The following is a 26,472-nucleotide window of genomic DNA, read 5'->3' as shown; positions in this document are numbered from 1 at the left end:
AAAAATTTCCTTTTTTATTTGGTAAAGATGTCTCTTGAACCCTCCTTTTCATCGTGCTAAACTATTTTTAGTACTAAAAAATGATTTTTTGGAGGCGTATGCGATGTCTCATTCCGGTCTGCTCCGGCGCTATTTGATCTTTCTGGCCGGGGTCCTGTGCTCGGCCCTCGGCATTTCCCTAATCACCCTGGCCGGAATGGGCACCTCCGCGGTATCCAGCCTGGCCTATGTACTCACCTATGTGTTCCCCGGCATCTCCCTGGGTACCTTCACCTTTGTGGTGAACTGCGTCATGCTGGGCGGCCAGATCCTCATTCTTCGTAAAAAGTTCCGGCCCATCCAGCTGCTCCAGGTTCCCTTTACTTTCCTCTTCTCCTGCTGCATCGACCTGTGGATGGGGCTGCTGGGCGGTCTGGTGCCCCAGTCCTACGCCAGCCACTGGGTGATACTGCTGATGGGCTGCGCCTGTCTGGGACTGGGTGTGGCCCTGGAGGTCATCCCCAACGTACTCATCCTCCCCTGCGAGGGTTTCGTCCGGGTGTGCAGCCAGGAATTCCACTGGGACTTTGGCAAGACCAAGACCGGCTTCGACCTGACCATGGTGGCCGCCGCCACCCTGCTGTCCCTGCTGGATTTGGGGGCTGTGTACGGCCTGCGGGAGGGCACCGTAGTGTGCGCCCTGACGGTGGGCTACATCTCCCGGTTCTTCTGTAAGCGGCTGGCCTTCCTGGTAAAGAAGCCGGAGGAGACCCAACTGCCCGACACCGGTGTCTCCGCTGCATAACAAATCAAAAAACAGCTGCAAGCCGTTGGCTTGCAGCTGTTTTTTGTTGCGCTTATTTCAGCCGCTCCAGAATCACCTGGGCTGCCTTCACGCCGGAGGCGCCTGCCTGGGCCAGGCCGCGGGTAACGCCCGCGCCGTCGTTCCCACGGGGCCAAGGCCCCGCGGGAGCCCTAATGATTTCATTCGCACGGCGGAAATGAATTCCGCCGGCGGCAATGCTTCGCATTGTGTAGGCTCCGGGCGGGCTTATTTCAGCCGGTTCAGAATCACCTGGGCTGCCTTTACGCCGGAGGCGCCTGCCTGAGCCAGACCCCGGGTAACGCCCGCGCCATCGCCCACGGCGAAGAAGCCGGGCAGAGAAGTCTCCAGCTCGCCGGACAGGGCCAGCCGGGCGGAGTAGAACTTCACCTCAGCGCCATAGAGCAGGGTGTCATAGTTTGCAGTACCGGGGGCAATCTTATCCAGCTGATAGATCATCTCGATGATATCGTCCAGCTGACGCTTGGGCAGAGCCAAGGACAGGTCGCCAGGGACAGCAGCGGTGAGGGTGGGCCGGACGAAGGACTTGCTCATCCGGTGCTCGTTGGTGCGGATGCCGCTGACCAGATCGCCGAAGCGCTGGACCAGCACGCCGCCGGCCAACATATTGGACAGGGAGGCAATGTGCTTGCCGTAACGATAGGGCTCGTTGAAGGGCTGGGTGAACCGGTTGGACACCAGCAGGGCGAAGTTGGTGTTCTCGCTCTGGAGGGCGGGGTCGGAATAGGAATGGCCGTTGACGGTGTTGATGCCCTCCACGCTCTCGGCCACCACATGGCCGTAGGGATTCATGCAGAAGGTACGCACCTGATCGCCGTACTGTTTGGTGCGGTAGACCAGCTTGGACTCGTACACCACGTCGGTGATGTGCTCAAACACCTTGGCGGGCAGCTCCACCCGCACGCCGATGTCCACTTGGTTGTTGATGAGCTGGATGCCCAGGTCCTTGCACTGGTTGGAGAACCACTCGGCACCGGAGCGGCCGGGACCGGCGATGAGCCAGGTACAGTCGATCTCGTCGCCCTTCTCGGTGATGAGGCGGTAGCCCTCCCCCTTCAGATCCATGATCTTGGTGACAGCGGTGTTGAAATGGAACTCCACACCCTTGCGGCACTCCTCATAGATGCTCTGCAGGATCTTCAGGTTGTTCTCGGTACCCAGGTGCTTACACCGGGCCTGGAGCAGATGAAGGTCGTGCTCCAGGGCCCGCTTCTCCAGGGCACGGGCCGCCGGGGTATCGGTGGAGAACACTTTGTCGGTGGCTCCGTGCTTCATGTTGATGGAGTCCACATAGTCGATGAGGCTCATGACCTCTTCCTTGGGCATGAAGTCGGTGAGCCAGCCGCCGAACGCGGTGGTGAAGTTATATTTGCCGTCGGAAAAGGCGCCGGCGCCGCCAAAACCGCACATGGTGCCGCACACCTTGCAGTGGACGCACTCCTTCACCTTGCCCGCCACAATGGGGCAGCTGCGGGTATAGATATCGGCCCCCTGATCCAGGGCCACCACCTTGAGGCCGGGGTTGCGGTGCATCAGCTCGTACCCGGCGAAAATACCGGCTTCGCCGCAGCCCAGAATGGCAACGTCATACCGTGTGTTCATGTGCGATCTCTCACTTTACGTCATATTTGGAAGGGGTGTAACCCACCTTTCCAATTTGATATTATACCAAAAGGTCTTATTTTTGACAACGCCGTTGACCCATCCAGGCTGAAAAATTTTTAGGCAGCCCATCAAATTTTTCCCCGCGCTGCGGAAACCCCTTGACAAACAAAGTTTACTATTGTAATCTTTATTTAGGCTACAACAGTAAACTTTCAAGGAGGCCGCTATGTGTATTGGTGCTGAGAAGATCCAGGATGCCGAGCTGGAGGTTATGAAGGCCCTGTGGAGCCTGCCCCAGCCGGCGCCGCTGTCAGAGCTGCGCCGCATTCTGTCCACCCGGTGCGGCTGGGAGGACTCCACCGTCAAGACCCTGCTGCGCCGTCTGTGCGAAAAGGGGGCCGTTCAGCTGGAACGCCGGGGAATGTACCGGGCGGTCATCACCCAGGCTCAATATGGCCGCTGGTCCGCCCGCCACCTGGTGGACCAGGTGTTCAACGGCAGCGCCAAAAAGTTGGTGGCCTCCCTACTGTCCGACGGTCAGCTAAGCCAAGCAGAGATCGCCGAGCTGTCCGCCCTGTTCCATCAGGAGGAATCCACATGAAAGAGGTACTGCTTACCCTGCTCTCCCTCACCCTGTCCGGCTCCCTGCTGTGTATGCTCCTGCTGCTCCTGCGCCCAGTGATGGGAAACCGAGTGCCCAGGGCCGTCTCCTATTATCTCTGGCTGGCGGTGCTCCTCCGCTTTTTGATCCCCTTCGGCTACGGCATCACTCTGCCCCAGCCCCCTCAGCCTACCCAGGAGATGGTCCGGCAGGAAACCATTCTTCCCGAACGGCAGGACCAAACAAATACGCAGACTGCCCCCATTACTCCGCCGTCGGAGCCGGTCACGGTGGATCAACCGGAGACGGCCCAGCCCTCCGCCCCGGCCATTTCCCTCCCCGGCGTGCTGGTTTTCCTGTGGCTGGCGGTTGGGGCAGGCTTCTTCCTCTGGCATATCGCCGCCTATGCCCGCTTTTCCCGCCGGGTCCGCGCCTCTCTCGCCCCGCCAACGGCGGAGGCCCTGGCTCTGTTTGAGGGGCTGGGCCACGGCAGCCGGGTGAGGCTGGCCCAAAGCGGCCAGGTGGACGCCCCCATGCTGCTGGGGGTCTTTCGGCCGGTGATTGTCCTGCCCCAGGGCGGGCCGTCCCTTCCTCCTCAGGCTCTGGCCGCCGCCCTCCGCCATGAGCTCACCCATGCCCGGCGGTGGGACATCTGCTACAAGTGGCTGGTGGTGCTGGTAACCAGCCTCCACTGGTTCAACCCCCTGGTCCACTGGATGGGGCGGCGCATTGCGCTGGACTGCGAGCTGTCCTGCGACGAGGCGGTGGTTCGCGCCCTGGAGCCGGAGCAGCGGATGGCCTATGGGGATCTGCTGTTGCTGCTGGCCGCCGGGCCCAAGAGGACGGCCCCCTGGATGGCCGCCCCCCTCTGTCAGGAGGGGAAGCGGCTGAAAGCCCGGCTGCTGGGGATCAAGGGCTATCGCAGGCCGGGCAGGGCCGCAATCTGTCTCGCTCTGGTGCTGGGGCTGGCAGTCGCCTGCTGCGCCTGCGGGAGGGTGGATCTGAGTGAGCAGCCCGCCGCCAACCCGGAGCCTGCCGCCGACCCGGAGCCCGCCGCCGAAACCGACCCCTACGCCTCCCTGCTGGCCCGGTATGCGGCGGCCCTGTCACTGGGCCGCGAAGATGCGGCGGACCGTTATCAGGCCGACCCGGAGGCCTGGCCGGAGCTGCCCCTCATTCTCACCAGTCCCTACTGGCTGCAGACGGATGACACAGACAGCCTGCTGGACCGGACCGGCTATGTCCGCCGGGACTTGGACGGAGACGGCTCGGAGGAGCTGCTGCTGGGCTGGGTGGGCGGCGACATCTGGAATCTGGACCAGGGCTATGTCTTTGCCATCTACACCCTGGCGGACGGCCAGCCCGTCCTGGCGGTGGAGGGCTGGGAGCGGAGCCTGTATGTGGTGCGTGAGGACAACATCCTCTGCCACTGCGGCTCCAGCGGCGCGGGGCGGACGGAGTGGCACCAATACCGATTTGATCCGTCGACGGAAGGCTTTTTGGTGACCCTGGACCAGGTGTCCGAGCCGGAGAACGGCGAAGCGGCCTGGTCCATTGGGGAGGGCTGGATGGAGTCCGGCGTCTCCCTTCCCTATGTCTGCTTTGCAGACAGCGGGAAAAGTCCCTATCAGGATGTCCTGCTGGGACAGGCTCCCTTCCTCTGTGTGGACGGCTCCGGCCAGGAAGTTCCCACCCTTCTCCCTGACATCCCACTTGCCTTCAGTCCCTACAGCTCCTATGCCTCTGTAACGGAGTTTGCCGTTCTGGACCTGGACGGCGACGGAAGCCGGGAGGTGGTCCTCCAGGTCACCGACGTGGCCAATGACATGGGGGGCTATGTGGTTTTACGTCAGGAGGGGAACGAGATCATGGGCTATCCCAGCCACTGGCGCACCTTCTGGTATCTGAAAACCGACGGTACGTTTACTTACTCTTATACCGCCGGCACGGAGGACGGCATTGCTTCCGCCCGCTTCGGGGAAGACGGCCTTACCCTGGAAAAGCACATCCGCTGTGAGATGGAGGCTTGGGAGCCCAAAGCCTTTGAAGTGGATGGCCGGCCCGTCTCCCAGACCGAGTATGAGGCCGCCTGTTCGGCCCAGGACCAAAAAGCGGACGCAGTATGGTATGAGCTGAACGAGACCAACATCCAACAACTGACGGCATAGAAATACGCCTGGACAACCCTTTCAGGGTTGTCCAGGCGTATACTGTTCCACCTCCACGCCGGTGTAGTACCACTTTAAAATCTCCTCATAGCTCTTGCCCTCCTGGGCCAGGGCGTTGGCCCCGTACTGGCTCATGCCCACTCCGTGGCCGTAGCCGGTGACCGAAAAGGTCACTCCCTCCGCCCCGGCGGACACGGTAAAGCTGGTGGAGCGCAGGGAGAAGAGGGTACGCAGCTCCTGTCCGCTGACGGTGACGCCCCCCACGTCCACGCTGCTCACGCCCCCGGCGGAGTTAGACACGGTATGGGAAAACCAGCCGGACGGGTCCCCCGACAGGTCCGCCCCGGGATACTTGGCCAACAGCTTGGTTTTAAATTCCTCCGCCGTCAGGGTGACGTTGGAGTGGTAGTTGGGCACCTCTTCCCCCTCGGGGCTGTCCACTCCGGTGAGATAGGGCACCGAATTGCCCCACACCTCCACCGCGTCCACCGTCCGCCCGTCGGCGGAGGAGAAAAAGACGGCCTGAATGGGGCTGCCCTCATAGAGTACCGCCACCCCGTCGGTGTCCGCCACGGCGGCGGCGATCTTGTCGGTGTACATCTGGGCGTTGGTTCCCCAGCTGGCGGCGGCATCCTCCCGGGTGCGGTAGGCCTGGCAACAGTTCACGTCGGTACACAGGTCGGCCTCCGGGTGACCGGCGGTGTCCCGCTCCATTTTGGAATAGGTATAAGTACGGGCGGCCACCGCCTGGGCCTTCAGGGCCTCGCTTTCAAAGGCGGCAGGCATCTCGGCGGCCACCACCCCCCACAGGTAGTCGTCCAGGGCCATAGTCTCCACCGTGCCGTCAGACCGCTTTACCTTTACCTGCTGGGCGCTGTCCAGGGCCGGCTCCGGCGTGACCACCGTGCGGTCGATGGGCAGGCTGCCGCTCTCCACCGGCAGGGCTCCCTCCCCCTGGGGCACCAGCAGCAGCGGCAGCAGAAATAGGGCCAGCAGCAGGGCCAGGGCAACCGCCGCCACCTGTCTCATCGGAAACACCATCCCCTCTTTTTGCAAGTTATGATTCATTCCATTTCAATTTTTACTTCGTTTACTTTCCATATTGACTGTGCCGCAAAATGGTTGTACAATACCGTGTAAAAGAATTTGGGCAAAGGAGAGGCTGGAAATGCAAAACGCCGAGAAGGGAACATCCATGGACTTCATAGAGAGTCTATGTCAGGAATATCGCAAACATAACCAGATCGACCCGGCAGATTACGAGCGCTATCGGGTCAAGCGGGGCCTCCGCAACGCCGACGGCACCGGCGTCATGGCGGGCGTCACCCAGATCGGCAACGTGCTGGGCTATTACCTCCAGGACGGCGAGCGCTTTCCCGCCCCCGGCAAGCTGATCTACCGGGGCATCGATGTGGAGGAGCTGGTGGACGGCTTCGTGCGGGAGAACCGGTTCGGCTTTGAGGAGACCGCCTATCTGCTGCTGTTCGGCACCCTGCCCACCCGGGAGCAGCTCACCGCCTTCCAGCAGATGCTCACCGACAACCACACCCTGCCCCATATGTTCACCGAGGACATGATCATCAAGGCCCCCAGTCCCGACGTGATGAACAAGCTGGCCCGCTCGGTGCTGGCCCTGTACTCCTATGACGACAACCCCGACGATATGTCCCTGTCCAATCAGCTGCGGCAGGCCATCCAGCTCATCGCCCGGGTGCCCGTCATTGTGGCCCACGCCTTTGCCGTGAAGCGCCACTACTATGACGACGAGTCCCTCTACCTCCACCGGCCTCAGGCCGGACTCAGCGTGGCGGAGAACTTTCTCTACTCCGTCCGCCACGACAACCAGTTCACCGAGCAGGAGGCCCGGCTGCTGGACCTGTGCCTGGTGCTCCACGCCGAGCACGGCGGCGGCAACAACTCCGCCTTCGCCTGCCGGGTGCTCTCCTCCTCCGGCACCGACTTCTACTCCTCCATCGCCGCTGCTGTAGGCTCCCTGAAGGGTCCCCGCCACGGCGGCGCCAACAAGAAGGTCATGGAGATGTTCGGCTACATCGAGGACGCGGTAAAGGACTGGAAGGACGAGGACGAGGTGCGCGCCTTCCTGGGCAAGCTGCTGCGGAAGGAGGCCGGTGACAAGTCGGGCCTCATCTACGGCATGGGCCACGCCATCTACACCATCTCCGACCCCCGTGCCGTCATCCTCAAGAAGTTCGCCAAGAAGCTGGCTGAGACCAAGGGGATGCTGGACGAGTTCGAGCTGTACGAGACGGTGGAGCGGCTCACCCCCGAGGTGCTCCTCTCCGTCAAGGGGGAGGACAAGGTGGTGTGCGCCAACGTGGACCTGTTCTCCGGCATGGTGTACAAGATGATGGGCATTCCTCAGGAGCTGTACACCCCCCTGTTCGCCGTGGCCCGTATCGTGGGCTGGTGCGCCCACCGCATCGAGGAGGTCTACCAGCCGGGCAACCGCATCATCCGTCCCGCCTACAAGGCGGTGGCTCCCATGCGGCCCTTCGTGCCCCTGGACCAGCGATAACAGAACAAAAAACAAAGACGTGCTGCATAGCAGCACGTCTTTGTTTTGAAGGGATTGGAAGTATCACTCCCGGGTGGGGGTCTCCATGCTGAAGCTGTCGCAGTCGGCGTCGCCGTCCTCGTCCACAGAAACGGTGGCATCGAATTTTGCCTTGTAGCGGTCGCCGTAGTCGTCGATCACAGTAATATAGCCGTTGATGTCATAGGTGCCGTCGCCGTTGTCATCGGTATTGGTCACAGAGGCCATAACGTTCTTCACGTTGGCATAGCTGAACATACACTCCACAGCCGCCTCGGACTGTACCGCCAGACGGATGGCGTCGGAGTGGTCCTCCTCTTCCGGCGCGGCGGAACCGCCGCCGCAGGCACACAGGCCCAGCATCATGACCAGGGCCAGCGCAAGGGAAACAACCTTTTTCATAGCGATCCTTCTTTCCTCTCGAAATGGCACAGGCTTGGACAGACCTGTAAAACCTGAACCGTTTCTTAAAGTATAAAGAATTCTTCCCACCGGCACAATGAGCTGGCTGCATAGTGTTTATAAAAAAGGAGACGCTGCTGTGCAGCGTCTCCTTTTTTTCTTTCAATTAACCCAGGGTGCAGCCGGCGGGCACCTTGTCGTCCAGCATGAGCAGGTGGAGCTCCTCGTGGCCCTCGGCTCCCTCCTTCACGGCGGAGATGAGCATACCGTTGGACTCCAGGCCCATCATCTTCCGGGGGGCCAGGTTGACGCAGGCCACCACGGTCTTGCCGATCAGATCCTCGGGCTCGTAATACTCATGGATGCCGGAGAGAATCTGACGGGGCTGTCCCTCGCCGCAGTCCAGGGTGAAGCGGAGCAGCTTCTTGCTCTTCTTCACCGCCTCGCAGGAAAGCACCTTGGCGGTGACGAACTTCACCTTGGCGAAGTCGTCGATGGTAATATACTCGGGCTCAGCCTTGGCAGCGGCTTCCGCCTTGGCGGCCTCCTCCAGAGCGGCCAGCTCCTCCAGCTCCTTGGCAGCGTCGATGCGGGGGAAGAGGTTCTCACCCTTGCTCACGGGAGCCTGGTCGGACAGCGCGCCCCACACACCGGCGGACTCCCAGGTGCGCCGGCTGTCGTCGGCGCCGATCTGGGCAAAGATCTTCTCGCAGGTCTCGGGCATGAAGGGGGTGAGGAGCACGGCGGAAATGCGCACGCACTCCAGCAGATTGTACAGCACATGGGCCAGACGGTCCTGCTGGGTCTCGTCCTTGGCCAGAGCCCAGGGCTTGTTCTCGTCGATATACTTGTTGGCCCGGCCGATGAGCTTGAATACCTCCATCAGGGCGTCCTGGAAGGCATACTGCTCCATCTTGTCCTCATAGGTGTTGCGCAGCTGGGCGGCCATGGCGATGAGCTCCACGTCGAACTTCTGGGGATCGTCCTCAGGGAACTGCATGGACAGGCCCACATTGCCCATGGACTGAGCCACCAGATTGGCCAGATCCGCCTCGTCTCCGGTGGCACCGCAGCCGGCAGGCAGGTGCGCGCCGAAGTACTTGCCCACCATGGCGGTGGTACGGCTCACCAGATTGCCCAGGTCGTTGGCCAGGTCGGTGTTGATGCGGCCGATGAGGGCCTCATTGGAGAAGTTGCCGTCGGTGCCGAAGGGGAACTCCCGCAGCAGGAAGTAGCGCAGGGAATCCACGCCGTAGCGCTGGGCCAGCAGATAGGGGTCCACCACGTTGCCCTTGGACTTGCTCATCTTGCCGCCGTCCAGCAGCAGCCAGCCGTGGCCGAACACCTTCTTGGGCAGGGGCATCTCCATGCTCATGAGCATGGCGGGCCAGATGATGGAGTGGAAGCGGACGATCTCCTTGCCGATGAAGTGGACGTCGGCAGGCCAGTACTTCTCAAAGTCGTGGTACTTGTCGTTCATGAAGCCCAGGGCGGTGGTGTAGTTGAAGAGGGCGTCGATCCACACATACACCACATGGCCGGGGTCGAAGTCCACGGGAATGCCCCACTGGAAGGAGGTACGGGAGACGCACAGGTCCTCCAGGCCGGGCTTGATGAAGTTGTTCACCATCTCGTTGACCCGGCTGCGGGGCTCCAGGAAGTCGGTGTTCTCCAGCAGGTCCTGGACCCGGCCGGCGTACTTGCTCAGCCGGAAGAAGTAGGCCTCCTCCTCGGCGTCCTGGACCTCACGGCCGCAGTCGGGGCACTTGCCGTCCACCAGCTGGCTCTCGGTCCAGAAGGACTCGCAGGGCTTGCAGTACTTGCCCACATACTTGCCCTTGTAGATGTCGCCCTTCTCATACATCTTCTTAAAGATCTTCTGGATGGCGGCCACATGGTAGTCGTCGGTGGTGCGGATGAACCGGTCGTTGGAGATGTTCATCAGCTTCCACAGGTCCTTGACGCCCTGGGGGCCCTCCACGATGTTGTCCACATACTCCTTGGGGGAGACGCCGGCGGCCTTGGCCTTGTCCTCGATCTTCTGGCCGTGCTCGTCGGTGCCGGTGAGGAACATCACATCATAGCCGCACAGCCGCTTATACCGGGCCATGGCATCGGTGGCCACAGTGCAGTAAGCATGGCCGATGTGGAGCTTGTCCGAGGGGTAGTAAATGGGGGTGGTGATATAAAATTTCTTTTTCTCAGACATCAGAGGATCCCTCCGTATCGTTCTCGACCGGCACCTCTGGCAGAGGCCGGGCGGCATTGTACAGCAGCAAAGCGCTGGAAGTCAGCAGATAGAGAATGGTAAAGCCATAGAGCACCAGGGTGGCCCAGTCGTGCTCATCGGCCAGGGTGACCAGGGAGAAATACACACCCATCAGGCAGAAGAATACCGCGGGGACGCACTTACCCTTGTCAAAGGAGAAACCGGCGATAAAGTAGAGCCCCAGCAGGCCGGCGATGATGGCGAAGAGCTCGTACACATAGTCCAGCTGCACCGGGTCCCCCGCCCGCACCTGGTAGGCGGCGATGAGCCACACACAGAAGGCAAAGGCCGGGATGAGCAGGGGCACGCTGTACTTGCCCTTGTTCTCCCCTTTAAAATTGTCCCGCACCGTGGACATGACGCACAGGCCGGAGGCCACCGCCAGCACCGCCACGATGAGGCGGGTGTAGATGGGATTGGCCCCGGTGGCAAAGTCATAGGCCATCAGACCGCCCGCCCCGATGAGCAGGAAGCCGGAGAGTATCCCCGCCATGGCATACAGGGTATTGTCCTTGGCAGAAAAAGCCTGGTCATAGCCGCTGAATCGGGGATACTTCCCCATAAAGCTGAGGATCAGCAGCACGGCGGCCACCACCACCGACAGGGCGATGAGGGCCATGGTGGCGGGAGCGCCGGCAATGGGCAGGCCGGTGTCCGCCTCAAAAGCGGTAGCCAGCTCCCAGCGCCGCAGGGCGAAGCCGGCCCCGCCGCCCACCACCGCAATGGCGGGCAAAAGGATCTCTTTTCGCATGGTCAGCATCCTTTCCGGATGAAGTAAGTTCGAATATGTAGTATAGCACGAAATGGTTAAAAACGCACGGTTTTTTTGCACATCTTATCTTATCGTTTCCTGGCTCAAAAGGCAAGGCCACTCTTGTATTTTTTCCCCGGGCCTGCTATCATGCCCTGGAAAGGGATGTGGAATGACCATGCAGATTGATCTGACCCGGGGCGGCATTACCCGGCCCATGCTGTACTTTGCCGCGCCCATGATCGCGGGCAACCTGCTGCAGCAGTGCTACAACATTGCCGATACCCTTATCGTGGGCCGGGCCCTTGGGCCCTCCGCCCTGGCCTCGGTGGGCTTCTCCTTTACTCTGATGACCTTCCTCACCTCGGTGCTGCTGGGGCTGTGTATGGGCAGCGGGGCTCTGTGGTCCATGCTCCACGGGGCCCGGCGGGAGGAGGAGCTGAAGCGCTGCCTCTTCCTCTCCTTCCTCTTCATCGGCGCCGTGGCGGTGATCCTCAATGTGGGGGTGCTTCTGCTGCTGGAGCCGGTGATGACCCTGCTGCGTATCCCGGCGGAGGCCTGGGCCGACACCCACGCCTATCTGCGGGTGGTGCTGCTGGGGATCTGCTTCACCTTCTTATACAATTACTTCGCCTGCCTGCTGCGGTCGGTGGGTAACTCCACCGCCCCCTTGGTCTTTCTGGCCCTGTCCACCCTGCTCAACATTGCTCTGGACCTGTGGTTCGTACTGGGTCTGGGCTGGGGGGTGGCGGGAGCCGCCGGGGCCACGGTGCTGGCTCAGGGGGTGTCCGCCGCCGGGATTGCGCTCTACTGCTGGAGGCGGGTGGCGCTCCTCCGCCTGGGGCGGGAGCACTGCACCTTCCGGCGGGGAGAGCTGGGCCGCATCATCCGCTACTCCCTGCTCACCTGCGTGCAGCAGTCGGTGATGAACTTCGGCATCCTGATGGTGCAGGGGCTGGTCAACTCCTTCGGGGTCAACGTGATGGCCGCCTTTGCCGCCGCCGTCAAGATCGACGCCTTCGCCTATCTGCCCGTCCAGGACTTCGGCAACGCCTTCTCCACCTTCGTGGCCCAGAACACCGGAGCCTCCCAGCCGGAGCGCATCCGCCGGGGCATCCGCTCCGCCGTGGTAGTGTCCATTCTCTTCTGCGTGGTCAGCTCCCTGCTGGTGTGTCTCTTCGCCGCCCCCCTGATGGCCCTCTTCGTGGAGCCGGGGGAGACTGAGATCATCGCCATCGGGGTGGAGTATCTGCGTATCGAGGGGCTATGCTACTGCGGCATCGGCATCCTCTTCCTGCTCTACGGCCTCTTCCGGGGGCTGGGTCGGCCCGGGGTGTCGGTGGTGCTGACGGTGATCTCCCTGGGCACCCGGGTGGCTCTGGCCTACCTGCTGGCTCCCATCCCGGCCATCGGTTTGAAGGGCATCTGGTGGGCGGTGCCCATCGGGTGGGGACTGGCCGATCTGGCGGGGCTGCTCTTCTATCTCCGCCGCCCTATAGGGGGCGGAAATCCATAAAAACAGCGGGACGGCAAGCCGTCCCGCTGTTTTGCTTGTTATGCGTCCGCCTTCTGGCTCTCCAGGTACTCGTCGTAGGTCATCTTGCGGTCGATGAGCTGACCGTCGGCGGTGAAATCGAACACCCGGTTACACACGGTCTGGATGAGCTGATGGTCGTGGGAAGCCACCAGCACGTTGCACTTGACGGCCTCCAGGCCGTTGTTCAGAGCGGCGATGGACTCCAGATCCAGGTGGTTGGTGGGCTGGTCCAGCAGCAGCACGTTGGCGCCGGACAGCATCATGCGGGAGAGCATACAGCGCACCTTTTCACCGCCGGAGAGGACCTTGACGGGCTTATACACCTCGTCGCCGGAGAAGAGCATCCGGCCCAGGAAGCCCCGGAGGTAGGCCTCGTGGGGGTCGGAGGACCACTGACGCAGCCACTCCACCAGGTTGTCGTCGCAGTCCTTGAAGAATTCGGTGTTGTCCTTGGGAAAGTAGGAGAAGGTAGCGGTCTGGCCCCACTTGACGGTGCCCTCATCGGGCTCCATCTCGCCGGTGAGGATCTTGAAGAGGGCGGTCTGGGCGTTCTCGTTGTCGCCCACGAAGGCGATCTTGTCGCCGTGGCCCACGATGAAGGATACCTTGTCCAGCACCTTCACCCCGTCGATGGTCTTGGACACGTCGGTGACGAAGAGGATGTCCTTGCCCACCTCCCGGTCGGGGGAGAAGGCCACCCAGGGGTAGCGGCGGGAGGAGGCGGGGATCTCCTCCAGGGTGATCTTTTCCAGCAGCTTCCGGCGGGCGGTGGCCTGCTTGGACTTGGACTTGTTAGCGGAGAACCGGGAGATGAACTCCTTCAGCTCCTGGGCCTTCTCCTCGTTCTTCTTGTTCTGGTTCTTCATCAGGTTCTGCATCAGCTGGGAGGCGTCGTACCAGAAATCGTAGTTGCCCACATAGAGCTTGATCTTGTTGTAGTCGATGTCCACAATGTGGGTACAGATGGTGTTGAGGAAATGGCGGTCGTGGCTGACCACGATGACGGTGCCCTCAAAGTCCAGCAGGAAGTCCTCCAGCCAGTTGACAGCGTTGATGTCCAGGTTGTTGGTGGGCTCGTCCAGCAGCAGGATGTCGGGATTGCCGAACAGGGCCTGAGCCAGCAGCACCTTCACCTTCAGACGGGCGTCCAGGGTCTCCATGGAGGTCTGGTGGAACTCGGTGCCCACGCCCAAGCCCTGGAGGATGCGGGAGGCGTCGCTCTCGGCTTCCCAGCCGCCCAGCTCGGCAAACTCCTCCTCCAGCTCACAGGCCCGGATGCCGTCGGCCTCGGTCATTTCCTCCTTCTCGTAGAGGGCGTCCTTCTCCTTGCCGATGTCATACAGGCGCTTGTTGCCCATGATGACGGTATCCATGACGGTGTAGGCATTGTAGGCGTTCTGATCCTGCTTGAGAACGGACATACGGGTCTTGGGCAGGATGGACACCTCGCCGGAGGTGGGCTCCAGATCGCCGGAGAGGATCTTCAGGAAGGTGGACTTGCCGGCGCCGTTGGCGCCGATGATGCCGTAGCAGTTGCCCTTGGTGAACTGCAGGTCCACATGGGAAAACAGGGGCTGGCCGCTGTATGCCAGGGTCAGGTCGGAAACAGTGATCATGTCGTACTCCTTTTTGTTCAGCCCGGCGTCAGGCCGGGAAAATCTTCGCAAGTGTACAGTATACCATAGAAAAAGAAAAAAACAAACCATAAACAGGCAGAAAACCTGCTTACTGAAAATGTTCTGTAAAAAAGCTGAAAAAAGAGGTGACTTCCCTGTCCCACCGTGCTACTATGGTGGCGAAAACCGAGTAAACCGCTCGGTAAAATTTGGGTTGGAAGGAAGGATCACACATGAAGAAACACCGTTCCCGCCGGCTGCTCTCTCTGCTGGCCACCGGGGCGCTGCTGGTATCCCTGATGCCCGCGGCCTTTGCCTCCGGCAGCGAGAAGCACATTACCATTCTGGGTACCTCGGATATGCACGGCAATATCTGGGGCTATTCCTATGAGGACAACACCGAGAGCACCAACAACGGCATGGCCCGGCTGTACACCTACATCCAGCAGGTCCGGGCCGAGAATCCCAACACCATCCTCATCGACGCGGGCGACGATATCCAGGGCACCATCATGACCGACGATATCTACAACAAGACCCCCGAAGAGCCCCACCCGGTCATCACCGCCATGAACTATATGGGCTATGACGCCATGACCCTGGGCAACCACGAGTTCAACTGGGGCATCCCCACTATGCAGACCATCCTGGGTCAGGCCGACTTCCCCGTGCTGGCTGCCAACGTCACCGGCACCGACGGCAAGAGCGTCACCGGCGCCGGCTGGACCATCGTGGAGAAGGACGGCGTGAAGGTGGCCATCATCGGCGTGGTTACCCCCGACGTGCCCATCTGGGACGGCGGCAAGGAGGGCATCGAGGATGCCACCTATGAGGCCGCCAACGTGGCCGTGGGCAAGGCCATCGACGAGATCGGCGACCAGGCCGACGTGATCGTGGTATCCGCCCACATGGGTATGTACGCTGAGTTTGACGAAGAAGGCGGCTCCGACTCCGCCCAGAAGATCCTGGACGACAACCCGGAGATCGACGTGCTCCAGGTGGCCCACAACCATGTGGTGGTCAATGAGAAGCAGGGCGACGTGGTCATCGGCGGCGTGCGCAACGGCGGCCGGGACATCGCCCGCTTTGACCTGACTCTGGATGCCGACAACAACGTCACCGCCTCCTCCGTGGAGATCGTGGACATGACCGACGTGACTCCCAGCCAGGAGATCCGCTCCATTCCTCTGGTAGCCGAGGCTCACCAGAAGACCATCGACTTCATTGCCGGCGGCACCGACGAGAGCGGCGAGCCTCTCCCCCCGCTGGGCTCCACCACCGCCAAGTTCCAGCCGGAGAATGAGATCGCCGGCCTGCCCCAGGGCAAGCTGGAGGATACCGCGGTTATGGATCTGATCAACAAGATCCAGCTGGAGAACTCCGGCGCCGACGTGTCCGCCGCCGCCCTGTTCAAGAACACCAGCGACCTGCCCGCCGGTGACATCAACTACGGCAATATCTTCGACATCTACAAGTTCGACAACACCCTCTACCGGGTGAAGGTCACCGGCGCGGAGCTCAAGGCCTACATGGAGTGGTCCGCCGAGTGCTACAACCAGTGGAAGGAAGGGGACATCAATATCTCCTTTGACCCCGAGTACCCCGACTACCTCTACGATATGTTCGCCGGTGTGGAGTATGAGATCGACCTGTCTCAGCCCAAGGGCGAGCGCATCAAGAACGTGATGTTCAAGGGCGAGCCTCTCCAGGACGACCAGACCCTCACCCTGGCGGTGAACAACTACCGCTACTCCTCCGCCCTGAAGGGCCAGAACCTGATCTCCGGCACCAAGGAATGGGAGTCCTCCAACTCCATCCGGGACATGATCGTGGCCTACTTCGCCGAGCACTCCCCCGTGGCCCCCGAGGTGGACAACAACTGGAAGATCGTGGGCGTGGACCTGAATGAGGACGATGCCCGCCGTGCCGAGCTCATCGGCTACATCAACGACGGCCTGCTGCCCACCCCCTACGCCGAGAGCTACAACCTGGCCGACTATGACGCCCTGGTGGCCCAGGCCAAGGCCAACGCCGCCGTGCTGGTGGACGGTACTCCCAAGGTGGTGTCCACCGCCACCGACGCCGCCGGCAACACCTACTACCGCCTGCGTGACCTGGCCGCCGCTCTCAATGGCACCGGCAAGCAGTTCAATGTGCTGTGGAACGCCGGCGTGGAGATCACCACCGGCGCCACCTATGCCGATCCCGCTCTGACTATGCCCACCCAGGCTCCCGCCGGTCTTACCGCCGAGACCCTGACCGTAAAGGTGGACGGCGCCGCTCAGAGCATGAGCGCGGTCCTCTCCAACGGCAACTACTATGTGGCCTCCTCCGCTCTGGAGGCCCTGGGCATCACCTGCACCGTCACCGACGGCACCCTCAACATCACCACCAAGTAAATCCCGCCGCAGCAAAGGGCCGCGCCATTGGCGCGGCCCTTTTCATGTCTATTTCATCCACTCTCCATCATCTTCATGGAGCAATCCTGCGGCAATCAGCCTGTCCTTGATGCAGTTATCCTCCTGTATAGCTTGATAAAAACGGTTATGGCGTTGATAAGTTGCAATCATATCCTGGATCACATTGATCTGTTTTCTGGTCAGACCCGTAACATCGATTTCCGTTTTTTCGCTGTATCCAAGCAGATGATCCGTACTTACTTTAAATAATCGGGCGATTCTGATCAGCACGTCGTAAGAAGGCAGCCTGCTCCCATTTTCATATGCCGAAACCGTTGATTTTGTCACATTGATCCGTTCTGCAAACTCATTCTGCGTCATCCTTCTGGCCTTTCGCAGTTCCTTGATCCTTTCGCTGACGGCATTCACACCAAATCACCTCTTTGGCACAGTGTATAAAAAAATCGTCCTGTTTTGGTGTACTTATATTGCCCTATTAGTAGACATATGCGCATACTCATGTTATACTAATAGTGGACATCTCGTTTTAACCTACACCCTGGCCGCTTTATCAACTGAAAAGACAAGAGAGGAAGATTTTTATGAGAAAAGCAATTCTGTCACTGGCTCTGGCCGTTGCTATGATGGCCGCACTGGCCGCCTGCTCAGGAACAGTTGACCCTGTGGGCACCTATGAGGCTACGAAGATGGGTGATTCCAGCGGGGAATATAGTATGGATGATGCCGAACAAAACGGCTTTTTTGAAATTTCTAATGCACTGGAAATAAAATCTGACGGAAGCGCAACGCTTACGTTTACCAGGACAATAAGCCCTGAAGCTGAAAAACAAATGTCCGCACAAGATCTCGCCACCGCAAATCGCATTTACTCGTTGGGAACTGAGAGCGGTTCCGGCACATGGGAAATGAAAGGCAACGAAATCACCATCTCCTTTCCCGGTAGCCCTTGGACTGGAATGGTTGATGATGACACCATTACATTCAATTATGATGGCGGCAGCTATACCGTTTTTGAAAAAATCAAATAATGCACCTGGACAACACAAGGGCCGCGCCATAGGCGCGGCCCTTGTGTTATATTCTCCGAACTGGTATGATACCCTCAGATACTTTGGAAGGAGATGGCCCCTTTGAGCCTGTTTCGCTGTCCCCACTGCGCCTCTTCCCTGAACCGGGAGGAGCGCTCCTATACCTGCCCCAACGGTCACTGCTTTGACATTGCCAAAGAGGGCTATGTCCACCTGCTCCCCGCCAACCAGAAGCACTCCAAGTCCCCCGGGGACGACAAGGGTATGGTGACCGCCCGCAATCAGTTCCTGTCCAGGGACTACTACGCCCCCCTCCGGGATGCCCTGTGCGCCCTGGCGCTGGAGCACACCGGCGGGCAGGTATCGGTGCTGGACTCAGGCTGCGGAGAGGGCTACTACACCGCCGGCATCCACGCCGCCCTCACCGGGGCGGGCAGGCCGGTGGCCCTGGCGGGCATCGACCTGTCCAAGCCCTCGGTGCGGCTGGCCGCCAAGCGCGTACCCCAAGGGGAATTCGCCGTGGCCTCGGCCTACCACCTGCCGGTGGCCGACCAGAGCGTGGATCTGCTCCTCAACTGCTTCTCCCCCCTGGCCCTGGAGGAGTTTCGCCGGGTGCTCCGACCCGGCGGGATATTTCTCTATGTAGTGCCCGCCGCCAACCACCTGTGGGAGCTCAAGCAGGTGCTCTATGACAAGCCCTACCCCAACCAGGAGCAGGACATCCCCTACGAGGGCTTCTCCTATGTCAGCGTGGTTCCGGTGGATACCACCATGGAGGTGGCAGGCGAGGACCTGCCCCACCTGTTCCAGATGACCCCCTACTACTGGAAGACCCCCAAGGAGGGAGCCGCCCGGCTGGCGGCGCTGGACGGACTGAAGGTACAGGCCGCCTTCCGCATCCATGTATTCCGCCGGGACTGAGCGTTACATCTGCTCCAGCACGCTGCGGATGATCCAGGCATGGGCCTCCGCCTCGTCAGCCGACTCATGGAAGAGGGCCTCCAGGCAGGGATCGGCGGTACCGGCGGCGGCTGCCCGGTAGCAGGCCGCCCCCCGCTGCTGGGCCTGAAACTGCTCCCGCAGGGCGGCCTGCACCGGCTGGAGAGCGGGAGCGCTCCCCCGGCCGGCGGGCCAGTAGCGCACCCCGGAGATGAGGAAATAGGCGGTGCTCAGCCGCTTGGCCCGCCGCCGCTTTTCGGCGGCCAGGTTGGAGAGCATCCTACCCCCGGCCCCCGGCACCCGCCGGGCCAGCGCCTGGCAGCACCGGTGGGCGGCCAGCTCCTGGTCTATGTACTGTTGCAGCTGAGGTCCGTGGACTGCCGAGGCGGGTCCAAGGCAGGTGACCGTCTCCTCCTCTTCCGCCGCCGGCGTGTCGTGTACCACCACCGCCGGCAGAGGCCGTTGGGCCGCCGCCTCCACCACCTCAAAGGGGCAGTCCCCCCGCTCGTTGGGCATGACCCGCTTCCATACCCGCTCGAAAACCTCCCGGTCGCAGCCGGGCAGCAACTCCTGTTCCATACGCATTGCCTCCCCATTCTGTGTAGATTCCCACCATCCTATGCCGTCCTGGCAAGATTTGCCCCGCTCAGGGTTGTATTTTCCTGCCTTTCGTGATAAAATAATTGCTCATGGAATGAACCATTTACAAAGGAGAGACCGATTATGCTGGAGATCAGCCATCTCAGCTATCAGGTGGAGGGAGAGGAAGGCCAGGAGCTGGGCATCCTCAACGACGTCTCCCTCTCTGTCAAGGACCACCAGTTTGTGGTCATCACCGGCCCCAACGGCGGCGGCAAGACCACCCTTGCCAAGGCCATCATGGGCCTGGTCAAGCCCACCGGCGGCTCCATCCGCTGGAACGGCACCGATATCACCGATCTGGACATCACCGGCCGTGCCCGTCTGGGCATCAGCTACGGCTTTCAGCAGCCCCCCCGCTTCAAGGGTCTGAAGGTGAAGGACCTGCTGGCCCTGGCCGCCGGCAGCGAGAAGCTGACCCGGGAAGAGGGCTGCCAGTACCTGACCAAAGTGGGCCTGTGCGCCGGGGACTATATCGACCGTGAGGTGGACGCCTCCCTGTCCGGCGGCGAGGTCAAGCGCATTGAGATCGCCACCATCCTGGCCCGCAAGACCGGCCTGATGATCTTTGACGAGCCGGAGGCCGGCATCGACCTGTGGTCCTTTGCCAAGCTCACCGAGACCTTCAAGCTCATCCACCAGAAGCGGGAGGCCACCCTTATCGTCATCTCCCACCAGGAGCGCATCATCGACCTGGCCGATGAGATCGTCATGATCGCCGATGGCAAGGTGCAGAAGCAGGGCCCCAAGGATGAGATCTTCCCCCAGATCCTGGCCAACACCAGGACCTCTTGCAGTTATCTGTCGGAAGGAGCGAAGTAAGATGGATCAAGCGGAATGGAAGCTCCTCAAGGAGATCGCGGACCTGGAGAAGACCCCCCAGGGGGCCTACAACATCCGGCGCAACGGACAGCTGGATTCCCGGAACAACACCGCCAATATTGAGATCACCACCAAGGAGGAGCCGGGCAAGTCAGGCATCAACATCACCGTCAAGAGCGGCACCCAGCACGAGTCGGTCCACATCCCCGTTATCATCAGCCAGACCGGCCTGAGTGAAATGGTGTACAACGACTTCTTCATCGGCGACGACTGCGACGTGGACATCGTGGCCGGCTGCGGCATCCACAACACCGGCTGCGAGACCAGCCAGCACGACGGCGTCCACACCTTCCACATCGGCAAAAACTCCAAGGTCCGCTATGTGGAGCGCCACTACGGCGACGGCGAGGGCACCGGCCAGCGGATTATGAATCCCCAGACCATCGTCTATCTGGACGAGGGGGCCTCCATCAACATGGAGTCCACCCAGATCCGGGGCGTGGACTCCACCAAGCGGGAGACCCGCATTGTGGTGGGCAAGGGCGCCGAGGCCGTCATCACCGAGAAGCTGCTCACCCACGGTCAGCAGACCGCCGAGAGCGACATGGAAATCATTCTGGACGGCGAGGACGCCACCGGACGGGTCATCTCCCGGTCCGTGGCCCAGGACAACTCGGTCCAGGTGTTCTACCCCAAAATGACCGGCAATACCAAGTGCTTCGGCCATGTTCAGTGCGACTCCATCATTATGGGCAACGCCAAGATCTCCTCCATCCCCGCCATTGTGGCCAACCATGTGGACGCTCAGCTCATCCACGAGGCCGCTATCGGGCGCATCGCCGGAGACCAGATCCTGAAATTGATGACCCTGGGTCTGACCGAGCAGGAAGCGGAGGAGAAGATTCTGGATGGCTTCCTTCAGTGATATTCAGCGGGTGGTCAACGGCGAGGGCCACTTCGCTCCCTACAACCATATTACCGTCACCCGCATCGAGGGCCGGGAGGCGGAGGGCACTCTGGAGGTCCGCCCCGAGAGCCTGAACCCCATGGGCATCGTCCACGGCGGCGCCCTGGTGGCCCTGGCGGACACGGTGGCGGGCTGTGCCGCCTTTACCTGCGGCAAGGTGTGCGTCACCCTGGACTGCACCATGCAGTACCTGGCCCCCGGTACCGGCAGCCAGATCCACTGCCTGGCCACCCCCAAAAAGCTGGGCAAGACCATTCTGGTCTACGACGCCGTTCTGACCAACGACCAGGGCCAGACAGTGGCTACCGGCACCTACACCTTTTTCGCCAAGGAAACCCGGGTGGAGGACGCCCCCTTTTAACGCGCCAAGCGGTGGTGCTGCCTGTGGCAGCACCACCGCTTTTCTTTACCCATCCTTCAGCAGCTCCCCCAGTCGCAGCAGGGCGGCCAGCAGCACCAGCAGGGAGGCCCAGAAGTTGACCTGGCCTCCCTGCTCTTCCCTGCCCTTCACACCCAGGCAGAAGAAGTACCCCAGTGCCAGCACCACCAACACAGAGCTGACCTGCCGCAGCCCCGTCACATCGGGAGCCTTTCCGTTGCAGCACAGCCCCCGCCGCCGTTTGTCCAGGGCCAGCCAGGACAGACAGATGGACCCCAGCAGGGTACTGAGAAAAAGCAGAGATTTGTCAGCCGTTTTGATCTGTTCCTGTAACGCCTTACTTTGCATAAAAAGCCCCCCTCTCACCAGTTTATCGGTAAAAGGGGGGCTTTGTGACGCTTACACGCCGGGATTCTGGGTAAAGTGGATGGTGTAGGACAGCTCCTCGTTCTCGTTGCCGGAGGCGTCCTTCAGAGCGCCGGCGGCCAGATCGAACTGGAAGGTACCCTCCACATACTTGTTGCCGTTGTGGTTGGTAACGGTGATGTGGAGCTTGGTGGGATCGGCCTCGTCAATGACGAAGGTGCCGAACTCATGGCCGTCAATGGTGATGTGCTGGGTCTGATCCCCGGCAACCACCGCCTCGCTGAGGGTGACGGTGAGGCTGGTGAACTCCTGGCCCTCGTCAAAGTTGACGGTATCGCCGTCCTCCACCACCTGATCGTCAATGGCAAAGCTCACCACGGTGGGGGCGGTGGTGTCCAGAGGCACAGACACGTCGGAGACGGTCATCTCCTCGTCCACAAAGTACATGGAACCAAACTGGTTGCCCGCCTTGTCCTTCACGGAGAAGTAAAAGGTCATGGGGCTGCCGTCGGCGGCCTGACGCAGCAGGGCGGTGGCCACGGGATTCAGCGTGATCTCCCACTTCTGCTCGCCCTGGGTGTCGGTGTACACGCTGGTGTAGCCCAGGCCGCTCTCCTCGTCCAGGAAGTCATAGCTCTTGGCCTCCACGGTGAACTCGGGGAAGCTGGCCTCCAGGCTGTGGTCGATCTCCAGATAGGCCAGCTCGCCCTGGTCGGATACGGGTACGGTGAGGGTCAGGGTGTCGTCGTCGCCCAGCAGGGTGACGCTCTCCTTCTCCAGCACGGGGGCGGTGATGTCGGCCTCGGCCTCCTGCTCAAAGGCCACGGTCCAGACGTAGTAGGGGGTGCGGCCCTCGTCGTCCTTCAGGGCCACATGGCGGCGGGCGGTGAGGTAGCCGGCGCTGTTGCCCTCGGCGTCGTAGATGGCCTTGTTGTAGCGCATACCGTCGCCCAGCTTGGCGCTGTTGAAGTCGAAGGTCCAGACAAACCCGGTCTCGTTGTCCACATACAGGTTGGTGATCTGGACGTCGCCGGAGATGGCGTAGCCCGCGGCCTGGAGGGCCTCGTTGTTCACCACGTCACCCTCGGGAGTGGAGGAGCTGCCGATCTTGGTCAGCACGTCCTCCTCCATGGTGTACAGGGCCTGGTCAAACTGAATGGTGACCTTACCCTCCTCCTCGGACACCTGAGTCACGGCAGGACCGGCCTGGACAGGAGGCACCTGGCCGCCGTCGCCGTCACCATCGCCGTCACCGTCAGAGCCGCCGGAACCGCCGCCGTTGCCACCGCCGGAACCACCGGAGCCGCCGGAGCCGGAGCCGCCGCCATTGCTGCCGCCGTTGTTATTGTCGCCGCCCACCTGGTTGCCTTCGCTGTCGGTGGGCTGATCCACGCCGTCGGTCACCTCCAGGCTGCCGGGCAGCTTGCCGTCCAGCACCACGCCGTCGGCGTTGACGGCGGCCTTGCCGATGGTGCCCTGGTTGTCCACCTGGGCGGCGGCGTTGAGGGACAGTTCCTCCACGGAGGCATCCTTCTCCACCGCCAGCTGGGCCTCGGCGTTGACGCTCAGGTAGTCGGCGGAAGTGCTGCCGGAGAGGGTCAGCTCCACCGGAGCGTCCACCTTCACGGTGGCGGCGGTCAGGTCCTGGGCGGTGATCTTGGCCCCGGCGCTGCCGGGAGCCACCACCAGACCGGCGGCCTGGCCGGACACCTCAACCTGGGCGCCGCTGCGGGCAGCGGAACCGGTGTTGATCACCACAAAGCGGCCCTCGTCCTCCGCCTCCACCTGGGCGGAGCCGGTGATGTAATCGCTGACGGCCTTGTCCAGCAGCGCCATGGTGGACGCGCGGTCAATGTTGGCCATGGGCGCCAGGTGGGAACCGTCCTCCACGCCGGACAGAATGCCCAGCTGGGCCAGAGGGGCCAGATACCCGGCGGCCCAGCCGGCGGCGTCGGTGCCGTCCACAAACTGGCCCAGGTCGGGTTCCTTCTCCTCACGGATACCCATGGCCCGGGCAAACATCACCATGGTCTCCTGCCGGGTGATGGTCTGGGTGGCGTTGCAGTTGGTCCCGTCACCCTCCAGAATGCCGGCGGCGGTGCACTTCAGAATGGCGTCGGCGTACCACTCGTCCCCCTTCAGATCGGCGTAGCGGTTGGGCGCCTTCTCACTCAGGCCCAGCAGCCGCACAAAAATGGTGGCCAGCTCGCCCCGGGTCAGGTTGGCGGCGGGCCGGAACAGGCCCTGGTCGTCTCCCTCCACCAGGCCGGCCTCCAGCCAGCGGTGAATGGAGTCGGCCGCCCAGCTCTGGCCCACGTCGGGCAGGCTGGTCTCTCTGGCGGCAGCCAGGGCGGGGGTGCCCATGGACAGCCCCATGGACAGGGACAGCAGCAGGGCCAGCGGTTTCTTTGCTTGCATGGGTAAATTCCTCCAAGTTGCAGTTATTGATAAAATATGGCGCATTTGCTCTGCAAAAATTCCATACTGGTTTGGTATTATACCATGTCATGCTCCAGTGTCAAGGAATTGGGGCAGGCCAAATGTTTCCACCCATACAGGCATAAAAAGGGGACCCATCCCGGCATCACTGCCGGAACGGGTCCTGAGGAAAAGAGGAGAAGAACGTGAAGTCACACAAAGCAGCGGATCAGGTTGTATACGCTGATGCCGGTGATGACCAGCAGCAGCCAGAAGAACAGCTTGTCCACGGCCTTGTTGTCCATACGGCGGCTGAAGCTGCGGCCCACGGTGCCGCCCACCACGCCGCCCACCACCATGGCGATGAGGACGGGCCACTCAAAGACGGGCACGCTCTGACCGATCACGGTGTTGAGGAAGCTGGCGCCCTGAGAGAACAGGATGACGTACAGGGAGTTGAGGGCGGCGGTCTTGGAGTCCATGGAGAAGAAGTAGTAGAGCACCGCCAGGTTGATGGGGCCGCCGCCGATGCCCAAAAAGGAGGACAGCACGCCCAGGGCCAGGCCGATGAGGACGCAGGCCGCCCCGTTCTTCACATCCAGGGTGCGGATGCGGGGCCGGTTCAGGGTGTAGGCCAGCACGCCCAGGGTAAGGAGAATCATCAGCACCTGCTGGGCCACCGAGACGGCGGAGCCGCCGGCGTCCTTCACGATGTCGAAGAGCTGCTTGCCCACAATGCCGCCTACGGCGGCGCCGATGGCCAGCAGGGTACCCCGGCGGGGCTCCACCTTCACCTCGCCGCCGATGCTGCGCAGCATGGAGGTGATGGTCATGGCCAGCACGGTGCAGCCGGACAGAAAGCTGATGGTAGCCACCGGCAGGCCGGACACAGCGTCCAGCACCGGCTTGATGATGACGCCGCCTCCTACCCCGCTGATGCCTCCAATGGTAGTTGCCAGGATACAGACCAGGAAGTTAAAGAGGATCTGCATGGCGGCTTACCGCAGGGAGATAAACCGGCTGTCGTAAGCGCCCAGCAGGGGCTCGCAATAGGCCTTGAATTCGGGCTTGATGCTGGCGCCGTCCTCGCCGATCCATTCCAGGGGGAACTTCTTCTCGGCGTTGGCCACCTTCTCCAGGGGGATCAGGCAGGTCTTGGAGGAGTAGGGGTTCCGGGTGGTCTCAAAGCCCACCATGAAGCCGGTCTTGCCCTCCACGGCGGAGCGGACGGCGCAGGCGCCGGCCTCCTCGGCCTCCTTCTGGTCGATCTCGGACATGAGGCTCACGCTCACACGGCCCAGCAGGCCGGGCTTCTCGGACCGGGACTTCAGGCCGGTCTCCTGCATGATCATGTCGCTGAGCGCCTGGGCGGCGCCGCCGGGCACCTTGTGGCCGAAGCCGTCCACCACGCCGGAGTCGGCCACGGGGGAGCCGTCGGCATAGTGGATACCCTCGGAGATGGTCACCAGCAGGCCGCGGCCCTTGGCCCACTTCTCCTTGACAGCGGCAAGGAATTTCTCCTTGTCGAAGGCCACCTCGGGCAGGTACACCAGATGCTCGCAGGGCATCAGGTCGGCGTACAGGGCGGAAGCGGCGGTGATCCAGCCGGCGTTGCGGCCCATCATCTCCATCACCACCACATGGATGGGCAGGGCGGACACGTCCTGAGCCAGCTCCAGAGCGGAGACTGCGGCGTACTTGGCCGCGGAGCCGAAGCCGGGGCAGTGGTCGGTGACATCCAGATCGTTGTCGATGGTCTTGGGGATACCGATGACCCGCAGCTCATAACCGGTCTCCACAGACAGGTTATAGATCTTGTTGCAGGTGTCCATGGAGTCGTTGCCGCCGTTGTAGAAGAAGTAGCGGATGTTAAACTTCTTGAAGCACTCCAGCACGGCAGGATAGTCGGCGTCGGTGAGCTTGCGGCGGCAGGAGCCCAGAGCGGAAGCGGGGGTCTTGGCCAGCAGGGCCAGATCCTCGTCGGCAAACTTGCCCAGGTCGATCAGGTCCCCGGCCAGGATGCCCTCAGCGCCGAAGCGGGCGCCGTAGATGGTCTCGATCTCGCCGTGGAGCTTGGCCTCCCGGACAGCCCCCAGCAGGGAGCTGTTGATCACCGGGGTGGGGCCGCCGCCGTGGGCGATGAGCATATTTCCTTTCAGCATGACAAT

Annotated in this window: 24 protein-coding genes; 11 read left to right on the top strand and 13 right to left on the bottom strand. The window is 61.8% G+C overall.

The window, feature by feature from the left end:
• The first annotated feature begins 103 nt into the window (after positions 1-103).
• On the top strand, positions 104-784 hold the full coding sequence (locus tag B5G42_RS08315; protein ID WP_087189004.1) for a YczE/YyaS/YitT family protein: 681 nt from the start codon (positions 104-106) through the stop codon (positions 782-784).
• Positions 785-836: 52 nt separating this feature from the next.
• On the opposite strand, the gene B5G42_RS18125 is transcribed toward B5G42_RS08315, so the two are convergent.
• Together B5G42_RS18125 and B5G42_RS08310 are read right to left on the bottom strand one after the other, a co-directional pair.
• Complete coding sequence (locus B5G42_RS18125; RefSeq protein ID WP_158094696.1) at positions 837-1,010, bottom strand: hypothetical protein; 174 nt, start codon at positions 1,008-1,010, stop codon at positions 837-839.
• 20 nt (positions 1,011-1,030) lie between these two features.
• The gene (locus tag B5G42_RS08310; RefSeq protein ID WP_087268971.1) at positions 1,031-2,425 is read right to left on the bottom strand and encodes an NAD(P)/FAD-dependent oxidoreductase; all 1,395 of its coding nucleotides are present in this window, start codon (positions 2,423-2,425) and stop codon (positions 1,031-1,033) included.
• Positions 2,426-2,654: 229 nt separating this feature from the next.
• On the opposite strand from B5G42_RS08310, the gene B5G42_RS08305 reads away from it, so the two are divergent.
• Together B5G42_RS08305 and B5G42_RS08300 are read left to right on the top strand one after the other, a co-directional pair.
• A complete protein-coding gene (locus tag B5G42_RS08305; RefSeq protein WP_087268967.1) occupies positions 2,655-3,029 on the top strand; it encodes a BlaI/MecI/CopY family transcriptional regulator in 375 nt (124 codons plus the stop codon).
• Positions 3,026-5,197 carry a M56 family metallopeptidase gene (locus B5G42_RS08300; RefSeq protein WP_087268964.1) on the top strand — a complete coding sequence of 724 codons (2,172 nt, stop codon included), beginning with the start codon at positions 3,026-3,028 and terminating at the stop codon, positions 5,195-5,197. Before B5G42_RS08305 ends, B5G42_RS08300 begins: the two co-directional genes overlap by 4 nt.
• Before the next feature lie 21 nt (positions 5,198-5,218).
• Here B5G42_RS08300 and spoIID read toward each other — a convergent pair whose 3' ends face one another.
• The gene (gene spoIID, locus B5G42_RS08295; protein ID WP_087268961.1) at positions 5,219-6,226 is read right to left on the bottom strand and encodes a stage II sporulation protein D; all 1,008 of its coding nucleotides are present in this window, start codon (positions 6,224-6,226) and stop codon (positions 5,219-5,221) included.
• A 139-nt stretch (positions 6,227-6,365) separates the two neighbouring features.
• Between spoIID and B5G42_RS08290 the strand changes: the two genes are divergently transcribed.
• On the top strand, positions 6,366-7,733 hold the full coding sequence (locus B5G42_RS08290; RefSeq protein WP_087268957.1) for a citrate/2-methylcitrate synthase: 1,368 nt from the start codon (positions 6,366-6,368) through the stop codon (positions 7,731-7,733).
• A gap of 63 nt (positions 7,734-7,796) precedes the next feature.
• On the opposite strand, the gene B5G42_RS08285 is transcribed toward B5G42_RS08290, so the two are convergent.
• The 3 genes from B5G42_RS08285 to B5G42_RS08275 form a co-directional block, all read right to left on the bottom strand.
• Entirely contained in the window at positions 7,797-8,153 is a 357-nt protein-coding gene (locus B5G42_RS08285) for a hypothetical protein (RefSeq protein ID WP_087268954.1), read from the bottom strand.
• A gap of 166 nt (positions 8,154-8,319) precedes the next feature.
• Complete coding sequence (gene metG, locus B5G42_RS08280) at positions 8,320-10,362, bottom strand: methionine--tRNA ligase (RefSeq protein ID WP_087268951.1); 2,043 nt, start codon at positions 10,360-10,362, stop codon at positions 8,320-8,322.
• Positions 10,355-11,173, bottom strand: a complete 819-nt coding sequence (locus tag B5G42_RS08275) for a hypothetical protein (protein ID WP_087268948.1) — start codon at positions 11,171-11,173, stop codon at positions 10,355-10,357. Before B5G42_RS08275 ends, metG begins: the two co-directional genes overlap by 8 nt.
• A 178-nt stretch (positions 11,174-11,351) precedes the next feature.
• Between B5G42_RS08275 and B5G42_RS08270 the strand changes: the two genes are divergently transcribed.
• Complete coding sequence (locus tag B5G42_RS08270) at positions 11,352-12,689, top strand: MATE family efflux transporter (RefSeq protein ID WP_087269061.1); 1,338 nt, start codon at positions 11,352-11,354, stop codon at positions 12,687-12,689.
• A 38-nt stretch (positions 12,690-12,727) separates the two neighbouring features.
• Here B5G42_RS08270 and B5G42_RS08265 read toward each other — a convergent pair whose 3' ends face one another.
• The gene (locus B5G42_RS08265) at positions 12,728-14,326 is read right to left on the bottom strand and encodes an ABC-F family ATP-binding cassette domain-containing protein (protein WP_087268945.1); all 1,599 of its coding nucleotides are present in this window, start codon (positions 14,324-14,326) and stop codon (positions 12,728-12,730) included.
• A gap of 233 nt (positions 14,327-14,559) precedes the next feature.
• On the opposite strand from B5G42_RS08265, the gene B5G42_RS08260 reads away from it, so the two are divergent.
• Positions 14,560-16,725 carry a bifunctional metallophosphatase/5'-nucleotidase gene (locus B5G42_RS08260; RefSeq protein WP_087268942.1) on the top strand — a complete coding sequence of 722 codons (2,166 nt, stop codon included), beginning with the start codon at positions 14,560-14,562 and terminating at the stop codon, positions 16,723-16,725.
• Positions 16,726-16,773: 48 nt separating this feature from the next.
• Here B5G42_RS08260 and B5G42_RS08255 read toward each other — a convergent pair whose 3' ends face one another.
• On the bottom strand, positions 16,774-17,154 hold the full coding sequence (locus B5G42_RS08255; RefSeq protein WP_242961173.1) for a helix-turn-helix domain-containing protein: 381 nt from the start codon (positions 17,152-17,154) through the stop codon (positions 16,774-16,776).
• Positions 17,155-17,327: 173 nt separating this feature from the next.
• Between B5G42_RS08255 and B5G42_RS08250 the strand changes: the two genes are divergently transcribed.
• Together B5G42_RS08250 and B5G42_RS08245 are read left to right on the top strand one after the other, a co-directional pair.
• Entirely contained in the window at positions 17,328-17,774 is a 447-nt protein-coding gene (locus B5G42_RS08250; RefSeq protein WP_087268939.1) for a hypothetical protein, read from the top strand.
• A gap of 102 nt (positions 17,775-17,876) precedes the next feature.
• Positions 17,877-18,695 (top strand): putative RNA methyltransferase, encoded by an 819-nt coding sequence (locus B5G42_RS08245; protein ID WP_242961172.1) that lies wholly within the window; start codon positions 17,877-17,879, stop codon positions 18,693-18,695.
• Positions 18,696-18,698: 3 nt separating this feature from the next.
• Here the strand turns inward: B5G42_RS08245 and B5G42_RS08240 are convergent, their stop codons facing one another.
• Positions 18,699-19,292 (bottom strand): rubrerythrin, encoded by a 594-nt coding sequence (locus B5G42_RS08240; RefSeq protein ID WP_087268932.1) that lies wholly within the window; start codon positions 19,290-19,292, stop codon positions 18,699-18,701.
• 144 nt (positions 19,293-19,436) lie between these two features.
• On the opposite strand from B5G42_RS08240, the gene B5G42_RS08235 reads away from it, so the two are divergent.
• Genes B5G42_RS08235 through B5G42_RS08225 form a run of 3 tightly spaced genes read left to right on the top strand, consistent with a single transcriptional unit; the run spans position 19,437 to position 21,502 of the window.
• Positions 19,437-20,174 carry an ABC transporter ATP-binding protein gene (locus B5G42_RS08235; RefSeq protein WP_087268930.1) on the top strand — a complete coding sequence of 246 codons (738 nt, stop codon included), beginning with the start codon at positions 19,437-19,439 and terminating at the stop codon, positions 20,172-20,174.
• 1 nt (position 20,175) lies between these two features.
• A complete protein-coding gene (locus tag B5G42_RS08230; RefSeq protein WP_087268927.1) occupies positions 20,176-21,099 on the top strand; it encodes a SufB/SufD family protein in 924 nt (307 codons plus the stop codon).
• A complete protein-coding gene (locus B5G42_RS08225; RefSeq protein WP_087268924.1) occupies positions 21,083-21,502 on the top strand; it encodes a PaaI family thioesterase in 420 nt (139 codons plus the stop codon). Before B5G42_RS08230 ends, B5G42_RS08225 begins: the two co-directional genes overlap by 17 nt.
• Positions 21,503-21,547: 45 nt before the next feature.
• Here B5G42_RS08225 and B5G42_RS08220 read toward each other — a convergent pair whose 3' ends face one another.
• From B5G42_RS08220 to B5G42_RS08205, 4 genes are all read right to left on the bottom strand, one after another.
• On the bottom strand, positions 21,548-21,868 hold the full coding sequence (locus B5G42_RS08220) for a hypothetical protein (RefSeq protein WP_087268921.1): 321 nt from the start codon (positions 21,866-21,868) through the stop codon (positions 21,548-21,550).
• A gap of 51 nt (positions 21,869-21,919) precedes the next feature.
• A complete protein-coding gene (locus B5G42_RS08215) occupies positions 21,920-24,304 on the bottom strand; it encodes an S-layer homology domain-containing protein (RefSeq protein ID WP_162611066.1) in 2,385 nt (794 codons plus the stop codon).
• 212 nt (positions 24,305-24,516) lie between these two features.
• A complete protein-coding gene (locus tag B5G42_RS08210) occupies positions 24,517-25,296 on the bottom strand; it encodes a sulfite exporter TauE/SafE family protein (RefSeq protein ID WP_087268916.1) in 780 nt (259 codons plus the stop codon).
• Between the two features lie 6 nt (positions 25,297-25,302).
• On the bottom strand, positions 25,303-26,466 hold the full coding sequence (locus B5G42_RS08205) for a 6-phosphofructokinase (RefSeq protein WP_242961171.1): 1,164 nt from the start codon (positions 26,464-26,466) through the stop codon (positions 25,303-25,305).
• Positions 26,467-26,472 lie beyond the last annotated feature (6 nt).

Source organism: Flavonifractor sp. An91 (assembly GCF_002159225.1).
GTDB classification, from domain to species: Bacteria; Bacillota; Clostridia; order Oscillospirales; family Oscillospiraceae; genus Flavonifractor; species Flavonifractor avicola.
Note: the sequence above shows the minus strand (reverse complement) of the source record. Positions and strands in the feature narration are given on the sequence as shown.